Annotated in this window: 17 protein-coding genes, 1 tRNA gene and 1 pseudogene; 13 read left to right on the forward strand and 6 right to left on the reverse strand. The window is 54.5% G+C overall.

The genetic code is table 11. The features are described from left to right. Positions 1-727: 727 nt before the first annotated feature. Positions 728-2,866 (forward strand): hypothetical protein, encoded by a 2,139-nt coding sequence (locus tag AC2FNU_RS02135; RefSeq protein ID WP_496784491.1) that lies wholly within the window; start codon positions 728-730, stop codon positions 2,864-2,866. Positions 2,867-3,463: 597 nt separating this feature from the next. Here the strand turns inward: AC2FNU_RS02135 and AC2FNU_RS02140 are convergent. Both AC2FNU_RS02140 and AC2FNU_RS02145 read right to left on the reverse strand, forming a co-directional pair. Then, a complete protein-coding gene (locus AC2FNU_RS02140; protein WP_496784492.1) occupies positions 3,464-3,697 on the reverse strand; it encodes a hypothetical protein in 234 nt (77 codons plus the stop codon). A gap of 869 nt (positions 3,698-4,566) precedes the next feature. Continuing rightward, a complete protein-coding gene (locus tag AC2FNU_RS02145) occupies positions 4,567-5,358 on the reverse strand; it encodes a hypothetical protein (protein ID WP_496784493.1) in 792 nt (263 codons plus the stop codon). A gap of 196 nt (positions 5,359-5,554) precedes the next feature. On the opposite strand from AC2FNU_RS02145, the gene AC2FNU_RS02150 reads away from it, so the two are divergent. From AC2FNU_RS02150 to AC2FNU_RS02175, 6 genes and pseudogenes are all read left to right on the forward strand, one after another. Then, positions 5,555-6,226: an ankyrin repeat domain-containing protein gene (locus tag AC2FNU_RS02150; RefSeq protein ID WP_496784494.1), complete on the forward strand. Its 672-nt coding sequence runs from the start codon at positions 5,555-5,557 to the stop codon at positions 6,224-6,226. A gap of 292 nt (positions 6,227-6,518) precedes the next feature. Continuing rightward, a complete protein-coding gene (locus AC2FNU_RS02155) occupies positions 6,519-8,195 on the forward strand; it encodes a type IV secretory system conjugative DNA transfer family protein (protein WP_496784495.1) in 1,677 nt (558 codons plus the stop codon). After that, positions 8,192-8,581, forward strand: a complete 390-nt coding sequence (locus AC2FNU_RS02160) for a hypothetical protein (protein ID WP_496784496.1) — start codon at positions 8,192-8,194, stop codon at positions 8,579-8,581. The genes AC2FNU_RS02155 and AC2FNU_RS02160 overlap by 4 nt, the downstream gene beginning before the upstream one ends. Before the next feature lie 28 nt (positions 8,582-8,609). Beyond that, entirely contained in the window at positions 8,610-9,335 is a 726-nt protein-coding gene (locus AC2FNU_RS02165; protein WP_496784497.1) for a hypothetical protein, read from the forward strand. 48 nt (positions 9,336-9,383) lie between these two features. Continuing rightward, positions 9,384-9,782, forward strand: a complete 399-nt coding sequence (locus tag AC2FNU_RS02170) for a hypothetical protein (protein ID WP_496784498.1) — start codon at positions 9,384-9,386, stop codon at positions 9,780-9,782. 20 nt (positions 9,783-9,802) lie between these two features. Then, positions 9,803-10,777: pseudogene (locus AC2FNU_RS02175) on the forward strand (recombinase family protein); the annotation flags it as partial. Here AC2FNU_RS02175 and AC2FNU_RS02180 read toward each other — a convergent pair. Then, a complete protein-coding gene (locus AC2FNU_RS02180; RefSeq protein WP_496784499.1) occupies positions 10,676-10,978 on the reverse strand; it encodes a hypothetical protein in 303 nt (100 codons plus the stop codon). The pseudogene AC2FNU_RS02175 and the gene AC2FNU_RS02180 sit on opposite strands and share 102 nt — an antisense overlap. A 346-nt stretch (positions 10,979-11,324) precedes the next feature. Further along, positions 11,325-11,411: transfer RNA gene (locus AC2FNU_RS02185), tRNA-Leu, on the reverse strand. A 141-nt stretch (positions 11,412-11,552) separates the two neighbouring features. Here AC2FNU_RS02185 and AC2FNU_RS02190 point away from each other — a divergent pair. Continuing rightward, positions 11,553-12,212: a DsbA family oxidoreductase gene (locus tag AC2FNU_RS02190; RefSeq protein ID WP_496784500.1), complete on the forward strand. Its 660-nt coding sequence runs from the start codon at positions 11,553-11,555 to the stop codon at positions 12,210-12,212. A 39-nt stretch (positions 12,213-12,251) separates the two neighbouring features. Further along, a complete protein-coding gene (gene lipB, locus AC2FNU_RS02195) occupies positions 12,252-12,908 on the forward strand; it encodes a lipoyl(octanoyl) transferase LipB (RefSeq protein ID WP_496784501.1) in 657 nt (218 codons plus the stop codon). 390 nt (positions 12,909-13,298) lie between these two features. Here the strand turns inward: lipB and AC2FNU_RS02200 are convergent, their stop codons facing one another. Further along, positions 13,299-13,715 carry an HIT family protein gene (locus tag AC2FNU_RS02200; RefSeq protein ID WP_171182734.1) on the reverse strand — a complete coding sequence of 139 codons (417 nt, stop codon included), beginning with the start codon at positions 13,713-13,715 and terminating at the stop codon, positions 13,299-13,301. Positions 13,716-14,021: 306 nt separating this feature from the next. Here AC2FNU_RS02200 and ctaD point away from each other — a divergent pair, with 306 nt between their 5' ends. The 3 genes from ctaD (at position 14,022) to AC2FNU_RS02215 (ending at position 16,938) form a co-directional block, all read left to right on the forward strand. Beyond that, on the forward strand, positions 14,022-15,680 hold the full coding sequence (ctaD, locus tag AC2FNU_RS02205) for a cytochrome c oxidase subunit I (RefSeq protein ID WP_496784502.1): 1,659 nt from the start codon (positions 14,022-14,024) through the stop codon (positions 15,678-15,680). Between the two features lie 122 nt (positions 15,681-15,802). Beyond that, a complete protein-coding gene (locus tag AC2FNU_RS02210; protein ID WP_496784503.1) occupies positions 15,803-16,402 on the forward strand; it encodes a 2-hydroxychromene-2-carboxylate isomerase in 600 nt (199 codons plus the stop codon). Positions 16,403-16,446: 44 nt separating this feature from the next. Further along, positions 16,447-16,938, forward strand: coding sequence for a DUF2244 domain-containing protein (locus tag AC2FNU_RS02215; RefSeq protein ID WP_496784504.1), 492 nt, complete (start codon positions 16,447-16,449; stop codon positions 16,936-16,938). 21 nt (positions 16,939-16,959) lie between these two features. Here the strand turns inward: AC2FNU_RS02215 and AC2FNU_RS02220 are convergent, their stop codons facing one another. Continuing rightward, complete coding sequence (locus AC2FNU_RS02220) at positions 16,960-17,445, reverse strand: GatB/YqeY domain-containing protein (RefSeq protein ID WP_496784505.1); 486 nt, start codon at positions 17,443-17,445, stop codon at positions 16,960-16,962. Positions 17,446-17,628: 183 nt separating this feature from the next. Here AC2FNU_RS02220 and carA point away from each other — a divergent pair, with 183 nt between their 5' ends. Then, a complete protein-coding gene (gene carA / locus AC2FNU_RS02225) occupies positions 17,629-18,795 on the forward strand; it encodes a glutamine-hydrolyzing carbamoyl-phosphate synthase small subunit (protein ID WP_496784506.1) in 1,167 nt (388 codons plus the stop codon). Positions 18,796-18,824 lie beyond the last annotated feature (29 nt).

An 18,824-nucleotide genomic window follows, 5' to 3' on the forward strand; every position in this document is an offset into this window, starting at 1 on the left:
GCAGGAAGTACGACAGGATCATATTTGTCACCAGCCGCTCAGCGCGTTCTAAAGACCGGCTTAGAGTTGAAGACGAACTCAGCAAGAAATTTGAAGTGCCTGTCACGATCCACGATAGGTCATGGATTCTGGATCGCGTCTTTGAGCACGACCACAAGGACCTGGCGTACGAGTGTCTCGAAGCAGGTCAATTTGATGAATCTAAATTGGTCGTCGGACCGCGCGATTATGAACGAAATAAGGAACTTAATACTATTGAAGAACGGCTTGCAAAAAGCGGGCAAAGCGGTGGAGAGATCACACAATCGGTTGTGGATGCGCTCGAAGCAGCTCAGTTGTCGAGAATGCTCGAAAGGCCAAGAATTGAGACAGTTGGGCGATTTGAACGGGCGATAAGACTTGCCGAGAAGCACGGAACTAGACGTCAAGAGATGCATGCTAAATATGAGCGGGTCTGGACTGATATTTGGTGGTTTGACGAGATTGAGGCAATCAACGAGGACTATGAAGAGATTGAAGCTCTAGCCTTCTCGGAAAATCACGCAGACGACATATCAAAGTTATCTAATCTATTCACAGTTCTAGCAGCACGTGTAGCGCAAGGTTGGGAAACCGCCCAAGAACTTGATACGGAATCCAGAGGTGAACGGTTAAGATCAAAAATCCAGGAAGTAAGCACAGACACTTCCCGGCCAAACAACGCACTTTACGCTAAGGCTCTAGGTCATTGCTGGAGCTATCCTTTGCATCCGCCAGTAAGGACGCTGATCTTCTGGACGCAGTATGGAACGGCTTGTCTGAAATCATTGATCAGGCACGTGGGCTGGGAGAGTTTCCTGCGGAGTTGATTGATCAGGTTACTGAGGCGATGCAGCCCTTTGCTCCTACAAGTGAAGCATTTGACGCTCTGGTCTTGAAACTTGCCGAGTTCATGGGCCAAAGAGCTAAAGAGGGCAAGGCAGGAAAAATCCTCTTTCGCAGAGGAGAACAGCGGCTCGAAGCGGAAGAACCCATTGAGGCCATTCGCTGGCTCGGGAAAGCATCCATTTACTTTATGAAAGATGAATATGCGGAAGAGCAGTTTGAAACGCTATATTGCTTATCAATAGCCTATCGTGGCGCAGGGCTTCTTTGGGCTGCCCGCGCTACATCATTATCGGCGTTGGTCAGAATAGTGGCCTTGTCGGATGGCACTGATGGCCCCAGACCGGAACTTGTGCCTGCGGCAAACCTCTTTGCTATGATATCCATACAGCTTGGCCGCTTCGTCGATGCGCTGAATGTAATCTTTTGGCTGAAGAGCCTGAACGAAACCCTCCCACTTTCAGATGAAGGACGCGAACGGCTCAGAAACAAGCTGCTTGAGTTTGACCATCTTCTTATGTGCCAGATTGTCAATCTGGGGCCAAACGATCTGCGGGCATTGTCGAATGCTCCCGACATTCTAGAGAAGTTACATCTGTTTTCGTCACGCATGACATTGATGCTATTGTTGGGACATGCCGAAATCTTGAAACAAGACGGCTCAATGCCCGAAGAAGCTTCGGTTAATGAACTCATTGAACTTGCAGAATTGGCCGCTGTGCAGCCTGCTGCGCGTGATTTGCCGAAGCATTTGTTGATGTACCAAAACCGCGATTTTGCGTGTTCAACCACTCTGCTTGGCGTAGATGTGAAGTTTTCGGCGGGCGCTTCTGTGTTTGATCATGTGCTTTGCGAAGCGCATATCACCGCCCTTGAAGGTTTTCTCGCCACGGCAATCGAAACAGGTATGTTCGCTCATGCTTCATCATTGTCGGTGACAATACTTACATCTAAAAACATTGAAGAACCGGACATATCCCTTGATCCCAACTCAATGACGCTGACAGTGAATTGGCCACTCGACTGGGATGTGAGAGATGTCAGCTTCCACCAAACCCTTTGTGACCATCTGATCGAATTCTGTGCGAAAGCCGTCGATGCAATCGCAATAGTAAACCCAGAGAAAAACGGTGGTTTCATGTCGCAGGTCGCGGATGAACTCGTCATTCAGCGCAGTGTTGGTTTTAGCAACGCTTGCATCGGAAACCATCGTATTTTCGGTACGCATGCGTCAACGCTCAACGAGCTTCATCACCTTTCCGAGAAGGAATATTTGCCTAAAGACGATGCTCCAACGCTGACGCGGGGAGACTACCTCGATGATCAAAGTAAAACGAAGGAGAGTTTCACAGACCCCGACAAGATTGTCCAAAGCCACCGAGGATATGCTGTAGAATCGATCATCAATCTGCATTTGTGGGATAGAGCCGGATGGAACGGTATCATGTTTGCAGGATATGGCTCACAGTATCCGCCGGTTCTCGCGTTGATTTTCGGTGATGAACAAGTGTCAAGATCAATCTTTTCTGGTTGGAGAGAAAAGGTCGGGCAACGGGACGAGGAAGACGTTATTCGGCTAACGCTGATAAAAGGTATTGATGCAAAGAACCTCCCACACTATCGCGCGTCGATCTCAAAGAATTTCGATCCTGATCGCGATATCGTGGACGCTGGCAAAAAATATATGCAAGCGTCTAGGATGCTTACGATGGAGCCGCAGAGCAGTAAGAACTTGGACACTTTCCTTGCGGATTATGACGACAAACAATGCTACTTCTTGGCACCCGCCGTTCTTGGTGCGGACGGAAAGCCTCAGATTTTTTCCGATCTGTCGATATTGAAGCGAAAGCTCTATGTCCGTAACGCGTGGGAAATTGGTGTCCACGATTTAGACAGTATGGCCCTTCGTACTGATGACGATATTCTTATCCCGCAAGGAGTCGAAAATCCGCCCTGTAACGAGCTGATGGAATTCAAACGGCGCGCGAGGGCGGCAGGTTAGCTGCTTCCACTGATGGTCCTTAATTTTTTGTTCCAACCGGCTTTGGTTGGTCTCGATGAAATCGTCTCCATGACATGGCCTCCACGGCGTGGTGGTGATCAAACGGGCGTCTGTTTGTGCATGGTTCGGTGTCGGTGGAGAGGGAATTCTCCGAGTCTGACGAGCTGGGTTTGGGGGTGGTGATAGACCCCCGGGAGTGCTCATCTTCGGTAAGATGACGGCATCCAATCGGCGCACGGTTGGTCAGGTTCTCTAAGGTCATGAAAGGTCTTGGATCGATGGGTGTGGGAGAGCGAAGTCTCCCGCGAGTGTTTGACCGGCGATACGGTCTACTGGCTCTGGAATGGGTTCAATACCCTGGACGAGCCACCGCCGGAGGGATGCAACGGGAACGCGCAGCGGGTTCCCTTGTCAAGATTGTGTTGTAGTACAACACACATCTTGCGGGTCAGATAAGAGTGGAAATGGGGCGTAAGTTACTGCTTTTGTAGTACAATAGTTGAGCCTTCCTGAGAAGGCACTTTGTTTGTCGGGAAGAAAGAGAAAAGGCGCTGACCTGTGAGGCCGCGCCTCTCTCGTTTTAGGGCTAGATGGAACCTATTTGGTTTTTGGTTTGAAGGTTGCCGGAAGAACCACCAGACGGCCTGAGGCTGCGTTGACCGGAACCCGAAGATTACCCTTGTAACCGTTGCCGGATTTGGTCGGCCATAATCCAGAAAGCTCTGTCCACTGAACTTGTCCGTCCGGTGTGTCCTGAACCAGCCAAACCCGAAAGTTTGGGCGTGTGCCTTGTGCTGTTCCTGATTGTTGGTTTTGTTTCGTATTGATCATTTTCATCTCCTTGGTTTTGAGCGGCCAGCCCCATGCCAGCCGATGCCGAAGAGACGGGCGCGTGCGTCAGGGCGGGTGCAACGCATTGTTGGGGGGACCGCGACGAAGCATGGCGAAGTCAGCGGGGGAGCCGACAAAGCAAGTTGCAGCCATCAGCCCTTCGACATGCGCCATCTTCGGGCACGGTCTGGTCATGAGGGTGGTCGCGCAGGCAAGTGGAGATGAGATCAAACGAGCGAGCCGCGACAAATGTCAGGCAGCACGCAAAGTCAGAATTCGAAACGCTGTAGTGGGATATGCGCCTGTGGCGTTGGCACATCCAAAGTATCGAGGAAGTCCGGCCTTTCGCCGGTCAACTCGGCTTTATGCTCCAAGAGCAGTTTGAAGGATCGTGTTACCCTCGCGGACGCCGTGGCGGGGCAGCTGCAGAAAATCGACCCGCGCTCCACCCGATAAGGCCGTAGGCGATCAACAAAAACAATATTGTCACCCAATCTCTGATCACGGCATATTTTCCAGGCAGCCAAGATTCAGGGACCAAGTTTGGGACAAAGTAGTTACAGGCAAGGACAAGAAATACCAAACCAGCAATTCCACATCCTTTTGCATTGCGCCTTACTAATTCGACTTCTCCGGCAACTCGATTGTACCGACGGTTTCGCGCTATGAAATAACTGAGCAGTGCGACAACAAATGACAGAGCATAGATTCCGCCCGCGTACATAACCCCTATCAAGGGATCAAAGCGAAGTAGAAACTCGTGAACTTGCGAAATCCATTGCGCAGTATCTTTGAAGAACGAGGCAATCACCCGAAGGGCGGCGTATATTGTAATCGTCCAACTAGTTATCCATGAAATAAACCGCATATCATTCGAACTGTGAGCATATTACCGCTGGAATGCTGGCCAAGACTTCACCATCCTCTCCGACAATCGGGATTCCAACAACAGATGGTATTGGTGTATCGTTTGGAAAAGTGTATCTAACAAAATCCAATTCGCTGCCGATCTCAAATGATTGCAAGTCATTTTCAAATTTTGCTTCTTTAGTGTTGCTTTCAGGAATTTTAAACCTGACTAGCGTGTCTCTTTCGCTCGCGACGGGATCAAAATACTCAAGTAGGCAGACACCATTCCCAAAACTTACAGCCCGAAAGTTGATCTCAACAATCACGTATCCCTCTGGTGATTTGTTTGTCGGAAGTGATCCGTAGAAGATACTCGAAATAAACCAACCAACCCCTTTTGAAACCGGCGGATTTGTCGCGTTTTTTTCACCAAAACTGCCAATTGGCACATGGACCGAAAAGGGTGTCTTGTTGACCCCAATCAAAGCTTTGGTCTTTGTGGGTTCTTTCGGCTCTCCTGACCAAAATCTACTAAATAAAACGCCATTCTGTGTCTCGGTGTCGCTTATGCGAACTTCCGGCCAGATCACTCGGTACTCGTGAGATACATTCTCGACGACGACGCAATATAACCCATAACCGCCATCGGCAAACCCGTCGATAGCGACTGTCGTCCCGTCGAAGGGAAAGTACTGATCTGACCTGTTCTCACATTCACGCCGCCACTTTTCAGCGCCAGTTTCTTGAGCAGTGGCCGAATTTGTAAGGAAGCACGCAAACAAAAGGGTGATGTACGGAATGAGGACGCGCATCAACTACTCCAAAAAAACCTTCTAAAGATGATGTTATCTGTCAACTCACTAGTCAACTGGCAACTGCTGCCGAGCGCGTTAGCAGTAAATCACGCGACGATGTATGCCCCGTCCACTAGCCCATTAGGCGTAAATTATTTGCATGTTCACAAAGGGTTATGGTAGAGTTTTCAATTTTTTTGAATTGGAGACCAATATGGTGAAGCATTTTTCAAGAAACAACTTAGGTATGACATTCGCGGCTGCAGCGTGCGTTTTGGTTCTTGGCGTTGGATACGCCACTCAAAAGGCAGACACCCTATTGAAGAGAGCTGTGAAGGAAGATTTCGCCATTGCGGTGAGGCCGCTGACCATGCTTGGCGCGGATGTAAATCAAGAGCATGGATGGCCACTAATGCGAGCAGCAATTCACAATCAAGTTTCTGTCGCGAAAGCCCTTCTCGCAAATGGGGCGAAAATTGACTTTAGCGCTAGCAGTGGCACACCCGAGAACAAGTCGGACTTCGCGGCTTTTCGAGCGGCTGCGATGAATGGAAACCTAGAAATTGCTAAGATGCTTCTTGACCGAGGGTCCGATATTACCTCGAAAGACAATCAGGCTCTGAAAATAGCAACGTTGAGGGGGCATGAACACATCGTACAATTATTGCTTGATAGCGGCGCTAGCTTTCACGCCGATGACGATGAACCGCTCGCAATAGCGGCGGAAACAGGCAATCTAGCCATTTTGAAGCTATTTCTTGAAAATGGAGCAAATTCTTGCGCCCATGATGGACGAGCGTTGCAAAAGGCTCGGGCCAAAAGTCACAGAGAAATAGCTAGGCTCTTGGAAACCGACATGTTGAGCAAGGGTTGCTACGCTCGCTAATCCCCTAATTTGGTGCACTAAAGAGAGGTGCTCGTAGCGGCGTGGGTGGTCGCGCAGGTAAGCGGAGATGAGATCAAACGAGCGCGCCAATACGAATTGCAAGCAGCTATTGAGGGCTACACAAGCTTCTCGACCGGCTCGATATGATCGCGCGTAGGTACAACTTCGAGTGCATCCGGATCGAATACTGGCTTAGCAAACTGCTGAACAATCCAACGGCAAGACATCCGATCACGAAAAGTACACCGAAAGTCACGTTGAAAAAATTCTGGGGGATATTTTACCCTAGTACATGCGACATCAAAGCAAACCCAACCCCTTTGGCCGGTTAATGATCGGTTTCCTGATTGCCTTTGGCACATGGAAACTGATGCTGGCCATGAACGCGCTGCCCGATCCGGTGTCGGCCTTCGCGCTTGGCCTGCTGTTTCTTGCAGGGCTTTGGACGATCCTGTGCGGCGTCTTCGATGCCGTTCGCATGATCACTCTTCACATCGAACGCAAGCAGGCAGAGACCCCCACCGGTGTCTTTGGTCGGGCGCGGTTTGCGGATTTGCGGGATTGCGCCGATGCCGGACTGACCGATCCGCTTGGGCTGTTTCTCGGCGCGTTGAATGGTGTGCCGCTTTTCTTTAACGGCAAATCGCACCTGTTGACGATTGCTCCCGCCCGTCAGGGCAAAGGCACATGTGTCGTGATCCCGAACCTGCTGCACTATGCGGGGTCGATGTTTGTGACCGATCCCAAGGGCGAGCTTGCCGCTGTGACCGCGCACCATCGCCGCGAGCGGTTCGGGCACAAAACCATCTTCAATAATCCTTGGGGTCTCCATGGCCTTCCGCAGAGCCGGTTCAATCCGCTGACGCCGCTTTTGGAGATGTTCGCCGACCCGCTGCGTCATCATGAACTTGGCGATGCCGTGCGAAGTTTGGTGCTGCTGCTCATCCCCGAACCTGTCGGCGGTGACAAGAACCAGTATTTCAGGGATGCCGCTCGCAACCTGCTGGAAGGCTTGATCCTGTACTTCGTCACGCGCGGCAGGCCGATCCGCTGCACGCTGCCCCAACTCTGGCGGCTCGTCAAAAGTACCGACATGCTGGAAATGGCGTTCCGTGACATGGCGGAGTCCGACGCGCTGGACGGCATCGTGGCCGCTTATGGTCAGGAGTTCCTGCACCAGTTCAAAAGTTCCGGCGGTCAGTTCTCGGATTTCAGGACCACCGTCTCGAACGCCCTGCAAATCTTCCGCCCAGGCGGGCCGCTGGCCGAGGCCGTATCCCACACGGATTTCAGCTTTGATGACCTCAAGGCCGAAGACACGACGGTCTATGTGATGATCCCCGCCGAGCGCATTGGCGAATACGGGACGTGGCTGGCCTTGATTACGCGGCAGGCCATCAACGCGGTAGCGAGACAGCGCAGCGAGAGGCAAGTTCTGTTCCTGCTCGATGAGTTTGCCAATATGGGCAAGATCACGGGGCTGGCTGAAGCCCTCACCCTGTTGCCAGGATATGGCGTGCGCGTCTGGGCCATTGTGCAAGACCTCTCACATCTGCATCAGGTCTACGGGCGCGAGACGGCGAACATCATCCTGAGCCAATCCGAGGTGAAACAGTTCTTCGCGGTGCAGGATGCGGCGCTTGCCGAACGGCTTTCAAAGCTCTTGGGCGAACGGTCGATCATCACGCGCAATTACAATCTTGGCCGCGATGAGACCGACGATATCGGCGTCAGCGTCAGCGAGCGCGGTATCCCGCTCCTGCTGCCGCAAGATATCCGCGCCATGCCCGCCGGTCAGCAACTTCTCTTCGTGAATTCTGCGCCGCCCATCATCTGCGAGAAAATCCGCTACTGGGACGTTGCCCCGTGGCGGGACTGGGCCGATCCGAACCCGATGGAAGGCGATCACCCGCGCGACGGAACGCCCGTGATCCGGCTGCGCTACAGGAACGGAGGCAAGATCCTATGAGCAAGGTCGAAGTTGAAATCCAGAGCCGGAAGGCTCCGCGCCGCCACTTTTGGCAGGAGCGGCGACCGGTGGTGATTGAGGCGGCTCCCACGCCGAGCACAAGGAGCGCCATCATGCGCGGCCTGTGGTGGCTTGCCAAACCGCGCCGCATTACCTGGGTTCCGGCGGTGCTGACCGCCGTGGTGCTCGGCTTCGGAACGCCGCATTTGCTGGTTTATTACCGCTGCGGCGGTGTCGGGACGCCCGCACAGCGCTGCTACGAGTGCAATTACTACGGCGTACAGGGCTTGCGCGGTCAGCTCGGCGAGCGCTGGAACTGCCCTGTCGTCACCATGATCCCCGTCAATTGGAACGTGCTGCGCAGGCAGCTCGGCATGGACCGGTGAACATCCATAACAAAGAGAGAGGCAAAGCATGGAACTGATACGAAGCATATTGACCCGATTACGCGGCGATCCGCGCGTGATCGACAAGGGAACCTGCAAGGTGCTGAAGGCCGCGCATCTGCGCCCATCCAGCGGGCATGAGATGGTCAAGAGCCACCGCGTGATCCTTATGCTCGGCGCAATCGCCACCTTGATTGCGCATTACGCGCCGGAAACGGTGCACGATCCGCATAAGAACGTCATCGTTGAACTGCTCGAATACGGCATCGTCGCGCTTATCAATGCCGGTGAACAGCTTGTGGCGGTCGTGCAGGCAAAATCGCTAGACGTGCCGCTGGAAAACCTGCGCGGCTGGCTGTTCGCCGCCATGCTCACCTTCGTCGCGGTCGAGCTTCGCGATAGCGTCCTGTTCCGGTGCTATTGCTGGCTGATGAACCGTGAGGACGTGCGGATCACTGTCGGCGCTCAATCTCTGACCGTGCGGCGGCATTGGATGAGCTTCGGCACGACCATCAAACGCAGCGCCATCCGCGAAATGCGCGTCATTAATAATCATCCCACGGGCCATGATGTTGTGATCGTGCATGACGGCGGCGTCCTGCGGCTCGCGAGCATCTTTGGCGATGAGACACGGGCGCTGCTTTTAAAGATGCGGCTTGACGATCTGCTGGCCCGATCAGCGCCCGCCAAGAAGCTCGATACGCCCCTGCAAAAGCCAGACGCGACGGCTAATCATCCGCGTTTGGTTCACTGATGCGGATACAAACTTAAAATTGAATTTTTGCATAAATACAACTGTCAGTTGTATACTGAAATGATGGGCATACAAAATATACCCCATGAGGAAAGAGCGATGAAACACGATACATCGATACAAAATAGACAACCCCTGACCGATAGCTTTGTCCAATCGGCGCAGCGCAACGTTACCATCGATATCGAGAAATATCAGGCATATCTCGATCATTCCGGCATGAGCGCGGAACGCAAAGAGGCGTTCTTGCGGGATATGTTCTCGATTGTGATGGCCTTTGTCGAGCTGGGTTACGGCGTGCATCCGCTCCAAGAAGTCTGTGGAAAACCCCATGAAGAGCTTGATTGCGCGGCCCAAACGGATTCCAATGAGAGGAGATCAAAAGAAGAACAAGACGACACGCACGGGGTTCCGCGAGACCCGCCGCGTGGATTGGAGGCCAAATGAATTTACCGCAATCACAGCTTATGCAACCGGAACAGGCCGTGCCCGCGATCATCTATAGCCGCGTGTCCAGCACAAAGCAGAAGATCGAAGGCAGCGGCCTTGAAAGCCAGGAACATCGCTGCCGCCAATATGCAGAAGCAAAAGGCTACACTGTCGAGGCCGTGTTTCCGGACGATGCCTCCGGCGGCGGGAATTTTATGAACCGTCCTGGCATGGTGGCTCTGCTGAGCTTTCTCGATGCGCAGCCGGACAAGCAATATGTAGTGATTTTCGATGACTTGAAACGCTTCGCACGCGATACGGAGTTTCACATCAAACTGCGGCGGGAATTCGAGGCGCGGGGCGCGAGGATCGAATGCCTGAACTTCAAACTTGATGACTCGCCGGAGGGCAAGTTCGTCGAGACGATTTTTGCCGCGCAAGGCGAGCTTGAGCGCGAACAGAACCGCCGTCAGGTGATCCAGAAAATGAAAGCCCGTGTCGAGAAAGGCTATTGGGTGTTCCACTCTCCCGTCGGCTATAGGTACGCATCGGATCGTATTCACGGAAAACTTCTTGTTCCCGACGAGCCGGTTGCATCGGTCGTCGCGGAAGCGTTGAACGGCTTCGCCAGCGGGCGTTTCCTGTCACAGGCGGAAGTTAAGAGATTTCTGGAATCCAAGCCGGAGTTCCCGAAAGACCTGCCGAACGGCGAAATCCGCGCTTGGAAGGTGACCAAGCTGCTCAAGCGCCCGATCTATGCAGGATATGTCGAAGCGCCGAACTGGAACATATCACTTCGGAAAGGCCATCATGAGCCGCTGGTCAGTTTTGAAACACATAACCGCATTCTCGAACATTTGGAGAGTAACGCTCGCCCTGCGGCGCGAAAGGATATCAACGAAGATTTTCCCTTACGCGGATTTGTGCAATGCGATGACTGCGGCAAGCCCATGACGGCGTGCTGGTCGAAAGGCTGTCGCCGCCATTACCCGTATTATCTTTGCGGAACGCGCGGCTGCCCGTCCAAACGCAAATCGATCCCGCGCAGCAAGATCGAAGACGGGTTTGCTGAAATCCTGAGAAGCTTGCAGCCGACGCATCAGCTCTTCGAGCTTGTGCGGGTGATGTTCAAGGACGCTTGGGATATGCGGCTCAAGGAAGCTCATACGGCCAAGGATGCCGTAGCGAAGCAACTCAAGGACGTTGAAAGGCAAATTGAGGGGCTTCTGGACAGGGTTTTGGATGCGCCCAACCCATCATTGATCAGCGCCTATGAGAGCCGCATCACAAAGCTGGAACGCGAGAAGATTCTTTTGACGGAGAAAGCCGAGAAAATCATACCGCCGAAGGGTAGGTTCGAAGAGTTTATCGAACTCTCGCTTTCGTTTCTGTCAAGCCCTTGGAATATATACGAAAACGGCCATCTTGCACTTAAGCAAACGGTGCTCAGACTGGCGTTTACTGAGCCCCTGCGATACTCCCGCGAAAGTGGTTATCGAACTCCCGAAACCACCTTTCCATTCAAGGTGTTAGCAGAATTTTCCAACCAAAAATGTGAGATGGTGCGGTCGAGAAGACTCGAACTTCCACGGGAGTTACCCCACAGCGACCTCAACGCTGCGCGTCTACCAATTCCGCCACGACCGCACTGCCAGTGACTTGGTAGAGCGGCGTATAGACGTTGGCGCGTGCGATGTGAAGAGGCAAAAACGCTCTGGTTTAAATTACTCTGCGAAGGACTTATTTAGCAGGTTGATCCCAACGCATCCGATCTGACAGGAGCCGCAAATGACCTCATCCGAGAACCGCCCTATTGTTCAGATCGACATTGTTTCTGATGTCGTGTGCCCGTGGTGTATCATCGGGTTTCGTCAGCTTGACGCAGCGCTTCAGCAACAGGGTGTTTTGGCCCGGTTGCGTTGGCATCCGTTCGAGTTGAACCCGAACATGCCGCCCGAAGGTCAAAACCTGCGCGAGCATATCATGGAGAAATACGGAACCACCGTTGAACAAAGCCAGCAAGCGCGGGACAGGCTCACTTCTATTGGCGCAGAGCTGGGGTTTACCTTCAACTTCAGCGACGACAGCCGGATGGTGAATACGTTTGCCGCACATCAGTTGCTGGATTGGGCAGAAGGGCAAGGTCGACAACACCCGCTGAAGCTCGCCCTGTTTGATGCGTATTTTACACAGCAGAAGGACGTCTCGGACACTGAGGTCTTGCTGGATGCCGTTCGGTCCGTCGGGTTGGATGCGGAAGTTGCACGGCAAGCGCTTGAAAGCGGCCAACACACGGCCTCTGTCCGCGAGAAACAGAAATTCTGGACCAGCCAGGGCATTTCCGGCGTGCCCGCCATGGTTTTCGGTGGAAAATACCTGCTGACCGGGGCGCAAGGGGTCGAAACCTATGCTCAGGTTCTGCAACGTTGCCTGTCCGAGGCCGCCTGACCCCTTTCCCTGACCGCTGTAGGCGGATATGAGGCCGGCATGGAATGGAAAATCACCGATGGTCTGACCAGCTATGACGACGCCGTGGCCTTCATGGAAGCCCGCGTCGCCGAGATCGCGCGTGGCGACGCCGAAGAATGCGTCTGGCTGCTCGAGCATCCGCCCCTGTATACCGCAGGCACTTCAGCCAAGGTCGAGGACCTGACGGATCCTGATCGGTTTCCTGTTTATGAAAGCAAGCGCGGCGGCGAATACACCTATCACGGGCCCGGTCAGCGTGTGGCTTATGTCATGCTGGATCTCAACAAACGCGGACGTGATGTGCGCCAGTTTGTAAAACAGCTTGAGACCTGGGTGATTTCGGCGCTTGCGGAGTTCAATGTACACGGCGAAATCCGTGACGGGCGCGTTGGTGTTTGGGTCCGCCGGGATGACAAGCCGCTGACGGTGACCGGCAAGCCTGCGGAAGACAAGATCGCCGCCATCGGTCTGCGCCTGCGCAAATGGGTCAGTTTTCACGGCATCTCGGTCAACGTGGAACCCGATCTGGAGCATTTCTCAGGCATCGTGCCTTGTGGAATAACTGAGTATGGCGTCACGTCTCTGGTCGACCTGGGCCTTCCCGTAACCATGGCTGATCTTGATGCGGCGCTGGAGAAGACATTTGCAGAGGTTTTTGGCTCAAAAGACCTGTGAACAAACCGGTCCAGCTGCAAAGCGAATCGGTTTTAGCGCTCAGGCATCAAAACAATATGCTCAAGCGAATGGCTCTGTTTCCGAAGCCTCACGCAATTAACCCTCAATGCTCCGGCTTTATCAGTTTCTTTAGCTAATATTTAACTCTTTTAGATACAAAGGGCGCGTTAACGAGTAATATGAAACTGCCAATCAAGAGTGAGTGGTATGTTAACCGGTGATCCAGGGCTCGCCCTCGAAATCCGAGAAGTGTTTGGTTACGAGTCTGCCGTTCCGACCCCAAATCGGAACGGCAATTCTCTTTCCCCCACCTGATAGACGACTGGCCTCCGCGCCCCAAAAAGGGTGTCGGCCAAAACTCCGTCGCGGGCGCAGACCCGGAAACCAGCTTTACAAAGCAGCTTTGATCTTTTCAGCGTGCTGCGCGATCTGGTCGAAATCCCCCATGTTGCCCGGCGGGCGCATCGACACCCCTTCGTGACGCGGCAGGACATGAAAATGCAGGTGGAACACCTCCTGGCCGCCTGCCGCTTCATTGAACTGTTGGATCGTCACACCATCCGCATCAAACGCCGCTTTTGCGGCCTGCGCCATTTTCTGGACGGTGTTCATCACGGCTGCCAGTTGCTCGGGCGTGGCATCCAGTACATTGCGGCATGGGGTTTTTGGTATCACCAGCAAATGACCATCGGATCGCGGCATGATGTCCATAAACGCCAGAGTCTCGTCATCCTCATACACGCGGGTCGAGGGGATTTCATTGCGCAGGATTTTGGCAAAGATATTGTCTGGATCGTAGTCAGCCATATCAAGTCTCCGGATTGCGGGCGTTGGCGTAGTTCTGAGACGCCAGCACATGACGGTCAAGGCGGATCTCTGCCACGCGCCTGTTCCAACCTCGCGTTTATGGCTTGAAAAACGGGTGAGCATCCCCAGATAGATGCCGTTCGAGGCCTGAAAATCGCGCGGCAACCCCCTACCCGCGACAATTAATCTTGATCCAGATCAAACTCGGCCATTGAAGGTGCCCTCTTCGCATTCTAAAACCAGCAGGAATCCCGCGCGCCGGAGAGGTCTGGCTGCGCGGTTTAGTTGCAACAGGAGGCACCTATAATGGCAGACGCAGCCATTCATGGTCACGACCATGAAGATCAGCGCAGCTTTTTCCAGCGCTGGTTCATGTCGACCAACCACAAGGACATCGGGATTCTGTACCTGATCGTTTCGGCTCTGGCCGGTCTGATCTCGGTGGCGATGACCGTTTACATGCGGCTCGAGCTGATGCACCCGGGCGTTCAGTACATGTGTCTGGAAGGCTTCATGGCCGACCCATGTACACCCAACGGGCATCTTTGGAACGTTATGATCACCTATCACGGTGTTCTCATGATGTTCTTCGTGGTCATCCCCGCCTTGTTTGGTGGATTTGGCAACTATTTCATGCCGTTGCAGATTGGCGCGCCGGATATGGCATTCCCGCGGATGAACAACCTGTCCTTCTGGCTTTACGTCGCCGGTACGTCGCTGGGTGTGGCCTCGCTGCTCAGCCCCGGTGGCAACGACCAGCTTGGTTCAGGCGTGGGCTGGGTTCTGTACCCGCCGCTGTCGACGACCGAAGGCGGCATGTCCATGGACCTTGCGATCTTCGCCGTGCACGTATCGGGCGCCTCCTCGATCCTCGGCGCGATCAACATGATCACCACCTTCCTGAACATGCGTGCCCCGGGCATGACCCTGTTTAAGGTGCCGCTGTTCAGCTGGTCGATCTTCATCACCTCGTGGCTGATTCTGCTGTCGCTGCCGGTTCTGGCGGGTGCGATCACCATGCTGCTGATGGACCGCAACTTTGGCTTCACCTTCTTTGATCCGGCCGGTGGCGGCGATCCGATCCTGTACCAGCACATCCTGTGGTTCTTCGGCCACCCGGAAGTGTACATCGTGATCCTGCCCGGTTTCGGCATCATCAGCCACGTGATTGCCACCTTCTCGCGCAAGCCGATCTTCGGCTACCTGCCGATGGTCTGGGCGATCATCGCGATCGGTGTTCTGGGCTTCGTTGTGTGGGCGCACCACATGTACACCGTTGGCATGTCGCTGCGTCAGCAGGCTTACTTCATGCTGGCCACGATGGTTATCGCGGTTCCGACTGGGGTTAAGGTTTTCTCGTGGATCGCGACCATGTGGGGCGGTTCCATCGAGTTCAAGACGCCGATGCTGTTTGCCTTCGGCTTCCTGTTCCTGTTCACCGTTGGTGGTGTGACCGGTGTGGTTCTGTCGCAGGCTGGCATCGACCGCGCCTATCACGACACCTACTACGTCGTGGCGCACTTCCACTACGTGATGAGCTTGGGTGCCGTCTTCGCGATCTTCGCTGGCGTGTACTTCTACTTCTCGAAGATGACGGGTCGTCAGTACTCGGAGTTCTGGGGCAAGGTTCACTTCTGGATGTTCTTCATCGGCGCCAACCTGACCTTCTTCCCGCAGCACTTCCTGGGCCGTCAGGGTATGCCGCGCCGCTACATCGACTACCCCGAGGCATTCGCCCAGTGGAACTTCGTATCGTCGATTGGTGCGTTCATCTCGTTCGCTTCGTTCCTGCTGTTCTTCGGCATCGTGTTCTATGCCCTGTTCCGTGGCGCGAAAGAGACGCGTCCGAACCCGTGGAACGAATATGCGGACACGCTGGAATGGACCCTGCCCTCGCCGCCGCCCGAACACACGTTCGAGCAGCTGCCCAAGCAGGAAGACTGGGACAAGGGCCACGCGCACTGATCCCGACCTGATCGAAAGAAACCCCGCCCAAGTGGCGGGGTTTTTCTTTATGCGGGCCTCACGTTCGCCAATTGCCGCAAAATCGGGTATCATATGCAGGCAAGACAGCCGGAGGGTCGTCTATGCCCGAAATCGACTTTTGGTATTCCATCGGCAGCACTTACAGCTTCCTGACCGTGATGCGTCTGGATGAATGGTGTGCCGAACACGACGCCACCGTGAACTGGCGCCCCTTCAACGTGCGCACAGTCATGTCGGCCCAGCAGAACGTTCCCTTTGCAGGCAAGCCCGTGAAATCCGCCTATATGTGGCGCGACATAGAACGGCGCTGCGCCAAGTACCACATTCATGCCAAACTGCCCGCGCCCTACCCGGTCTCAGACTTGGCTTTGGCCAATCAGGTCGCCGTTCTGGGAATGAAGGAAGGTTGGGGCAAATCCTTTACTCAAGCCTTGTATCGCATCTGGTTCGAGGAAGGTATCGAAGCCGGAAGCGAAAGTGCCTTGTCCGAGGCTTTGTTGCGCTGCCAGCAAGATCCTCGTCTGGCGCTTGGACGAGCCCGCAGCGCTGAAGTTATTGCAGCGCTTGAGGCTGAAACGGACGCAGCCGTAAAACTGGGCGTTTTTGGCGCTCCAAGCTTTGTTGTCCGGCAGGAAGTGTTCTGGGGAGATGACCGATTAGACGACGCCCTGTCCTGGGCGCGTGTCGGGCACGTCATCTGATCAAAACCCATCGACACAAGAACGCCCTGCGCTATGTTCGCGATATGCCGTATACATGGAATCAGACGTCCGAAACGGAACAAGAACTGCGCCTGTGGCCGCACAACTCTCTGCCTCCGCGCGGAGCTATGATCACTATACTTTCGGTGTTCCTGTTTGGCCTGATCCCCTTGCTGGCCATGCTGGGGTCCGTGGTTCTGTGGGGGCTGTTGCCCTTTCTTCTGATCACGGTGTTTGGCCTTTGGCTGGCCATACAGACCAACTATCGCGCACGCAGCGTTTTCGAGGTTCTGACGCTGTCTGACACACAAGCGCATCTGGTTCATTACACACCCGGCAAAGACCAACAGGAATGGTCCTGCAACCGCTTTTGGGCGAGGCCGGAAATGCATGAAAAAGGTGGACCCGTCCCCCACTATGTCACCCTTATCGGTGATGGGCGCGAGGTTGAGATCGGGGCCTTCCTATCTGAAGAAGAACGGATAACGCTTTATGACGAACTGAACACAAGACTGCGCGAACCGGCCGCGCAGTAGGTCTTCGTTCATTTTGTTGTCTTAGCAGTTGCCGTTTGATGCCGCGCAGAGGTGATCTTTGACCATCGGGCCAACCTTACCGAAATCCATCTGTCCGGTATACCGAGTCTTCAACTCGCCCATGACCTTGCCCATGTCTCGAATGGACCCGGCCCCGGTCGCGGTGATCGCAGTCTGAATCGCCTTTGACACCTCGTCATCATCCAGCTGCTTGGGCAAAAACTCCTCGATGACCGCAACTTCCTGCATCTCGCGTTCGGCCAGATCCAACCGACCGCCTTCTTCATAGGCGCGCGCACTTTCTTTGCGTTGCTTGGTCATTTTACCAAGGATTTCAAGCACCTCAGCATCGCCGCAGCCCTTGACCTCTTCGTTGTCCGAGGCGCGCGCCGCGATATCGCGGTCCTTGATGGCCGCGTTGATCAACCGCAAAGTCGACAGACGCTCGGCTGCTTTGTCCTTCATTGCTTGCTTCAGGGCGGCATTCACCCGTGATCGCATGTCCATTTGGTTTGTCCATCCCCATGACAACGGAACCCCGAACATATCTAAACAAAAAGCCTGACACAACAGGGAGTGGATACCGCTAAGTCTTTGAAAAACAACAATAGCCAAAAATTTGAACAGACTTGACCCAAGCGCCCAACCCCCTTAGGTATGCGCCGGTTTACCTTGCAGGAGAGTCGCGCCATGGCCCAGAACGCCCCGTCCAAGCCCACCGCATGTCTGGCATTGGCCGATGGGACACTGTTTTACGGCATAGGCTTTGGTGCCACCGGACAAACAGTGGCCGAGTTATGCTTTAATACAGCCATGACCGGCTATCAGGAAATCATGACCGACCCCTCTTATGCCGGTCAGATCGTAACATTCACCTTCCCACATATCGGCAATGTTGGTGTGAACCCCGAAGATGACGAAACCAATGATCCGGTTGCTGCGGGCATGGTCGTTAAATGGGACCCGACCGAGCCTTCGAACTGGCGTTCAGCCGAAGAGCTCAAGGGCTGGCTGGCCCGTCGCGGCCGCATCGCGATCGGCGGCGTCGACACCCGGCGCCTGACCCGAGCCATCCGCCAGCAAGGCGCGCCGCATGTCGCGCTGGCTCATGACCCCGAAGGTAATTTCGACATCGAAGCGCTGGTGGCAGCCGCTCGTGGGTTTGCCGGTCTGGAGGGCATGGACCTGGCCAAAGACGTAACCTGCGCGCAAAGCTATCGCTGGGACGAAATGCGTTGGGCCTGGCCTGACGGTTACAGTCGTCAGGAAGCCTCTGCGCACAAGGTTGTCGCCGTCGATTACGGTGCGAAACGCAACATTCTGCGCTGCCTCGCGTCGGCGGGTTGTGATGTGACGGTTCTGCCGGCAACGGCCACCGCGGCCGAAGTGCTGGCCCATCAGCCCGACGGTGTGTTCCTGTCGAACGGCCCCGGCGATCCGGCAGCAACCGGTGAATACGCAGTACCGATGATCAAAGAAATTCTAGACACCACCGATCTGCCTGTATTCGGCATCTGCCTTGGCCACCAGATGCTAGCGCTGGCCTTGGGCGGCCAAACGGTCAAGATGAACCACGGCCACCATGGTGCAAACCATCCGGTCAAGGATCTGGACACCGGCAAGGTCGAGATCACATCGATGAACCACGGCTTTGCCGTTGATGCTCAGTCCCTGCCAGAAGGCGTTGTGGAAACGCACCGGTCTTTATTTGACGGTTCGAACTGCGGGATCCGCATGACCGACCGGCCTGTTTATTCGGTGCAGTATCACCCGGAAGCGTCCCCCGGACCTCAGGACAGTTTCTATCTGTTCGAACGCTTCGCCAACGCCATGGAAAAGAAAAAGCAAAGCGCATAACACTCAAACTTTTCAGTGTTAACGGGGCG

The sequence above is a fragment of the Ruegeria sp. BHSB064 genome (assembly GCF_059613205.1).

Coding starts and splice junctions, on each gene's coding strand:
- AC2FNU_RS02145 (WP_496784493.1), bottom strand. CDS start 5,358: ATGCGCGTCCTCATTCCGTACATCACCCTTTTGTTTGCGTGCTTCCTT.
- AC2FNU_RS02210 (WP_496784503.1), top strand. CDS start 15,803: ATGCCCGAAATCGACTTTTGGTATTCCATCGGCAGCACTTACAGCTTC.
- AC2FNU_RS02150 (WP_496784494.1), top strand. CDS start 5,555: ATGGTGAAGCATTTTTCAAGAAACAACTTAGGTATGACATTCGCGGCT.
- AC2FNU_RS02165 (WP_496784497.1), top strand. CDS start 8,610: ATGGAACTGATACGAAGCATATTGACCCGATTACGCGGCGATCCGCGC.
- AC2FNU_RS02200 (WP_171182734.1), bottom strand. CDS start 13,715: ATGGCTGACTACGATCCAGACAATATCTTTGCCAAAATCCTGCGCAAT.
- AC2FNU_RS02215 (WP_496784504.1), top strand. CDS start 16,447: ATGCCGTATACATGGAATCAGACGTCCGAAACGGAACAAGAACTGCGC.
- AC2FNU_RS02155 (WP_496784495.1), top strand. CDS start 6,519: ATGCGACATCAAAGCAAACCCAACCCCTTTGGCCGGTTAATGATCGGT.
- AC2FNU_RS02220 (WP_496784505.1), bottom strand. CDS start 17,445: ATGGACATGCGATCACGGGTGAATGCCGCCCTGAAGCAAGCAATGAAG.
- carA (WP_496784506.1), top strand. CDS start 17,629: ATGGCCCAGAACGCCCCGTCCAAGCCCACCGCATGTCTGGCATTGGCC.
- AC2FNU_RS02160 (WP_496784496.1), top strand. CDS start 8,192: ATGAGCAAGGTCGAAGTTGAAATCCAGAGCCGGAAGGCTCCGCGCCGC.
- AC2FNU_RS02190 (WP_496784500.1), top strand. CDS start 11,553: ATGACCTCATCCGAGAACCGCCCTATTGTTCAGATCGACATTGTTTCT.
- lipB (WP_496784501.1), top strand. CDS start 12,252: ATGGAATGGAAAATCACCGATGGTCTGACCAGCTATGACGACGCCGTG.
- AC2FNU_RS02140 (WP_496784492.1), bottom strand. CDS start 3,697: ATGATCAATACGAAACAAAACCAACAATCAGGAACAGCACAAGGCACA.
- ctaD (WP_496784502.1), top strand. CDS start 14,022: ATGGCAGACGCAGCCATTCATGGTCACGACCATGAAGATCAGCGCAGC.